Below are 568 nucleotides of genomic sequence, written 5' to 3'. Positions count from 1 at the left end.
GTGTTGTGTTGGTTGTTAGGTAAGTAGCACGTTAGGTCCTGCGGCAGTGTGGGGCGGTGTTCACCCGGATTTTGTTTTTTGTTTGGGTCTAGGTTACACTGTGATTCCGTTGCAGCATGATCGCCTCAGTTTGTTGGGGTGTGGTTGTTGTGTGCGAATGTTGTTTGAGAACTCAATAGCGTGATGAACCGAAACAGTGATTGTTGTTGTTTTTGACGTGATACACGGTGACGAAACGATGCATGGTTAGACTGTCCGGATGATGCTGCCTGCGTGCCCTTTGTGTGGTGCGTGGATCATACTGTGTGTGTGGTGATGGTGTGTGGTTGTGTGTGTTATCAGCATGTGGTCGCATTTCTGTTGTGGTGTTGTTTGTGGTGGTGTTTGTGTTTGTCTGATGGTCATGCCGGTCGTGTGGTAACTCGCACGGTGATGCCTGCCTATTGTTGGTGGGGTTGGTTTGAATTGTAATCATCATGTGTGCACGTTGTGTCGTGTGTGTGTGGTGTAGGACGTGTTTTGTTTTTGTGGTCATGGATGAGTCGATGATTGTTGTTTCAATTGTTTT

General features: G+C 47.4%; 1 protein-coding gene. It reads right to left on the bottom strand.

What is annotated here, in order from left to right:
• Positions 1-172: 172 nt before the first annotated feature.
• On the bottom strand, positions 173-568 hold a 396-nt coding region (locus tag HMPREF3098_RS11610; protein WP_210385915.1), incomplete at its 5' end, for a hypothetical protein.

Origin of the sequence: Corynebacterium sp. HMSC28B08 (assembly GCF_001806865.1) — a bacterium.
Lineage (GTDB): Bacteria > Actinomycetota > Actinomycetes > Mycobacteriales > Mycobacteriaceae > Corynebacterium > Corynebacterium auriscanis.
The sequence above is the reverse complement of the archived record's forward strand: the minus strand, read 5'-3'. Positions and strand labels throughout refer to the sequence as shown.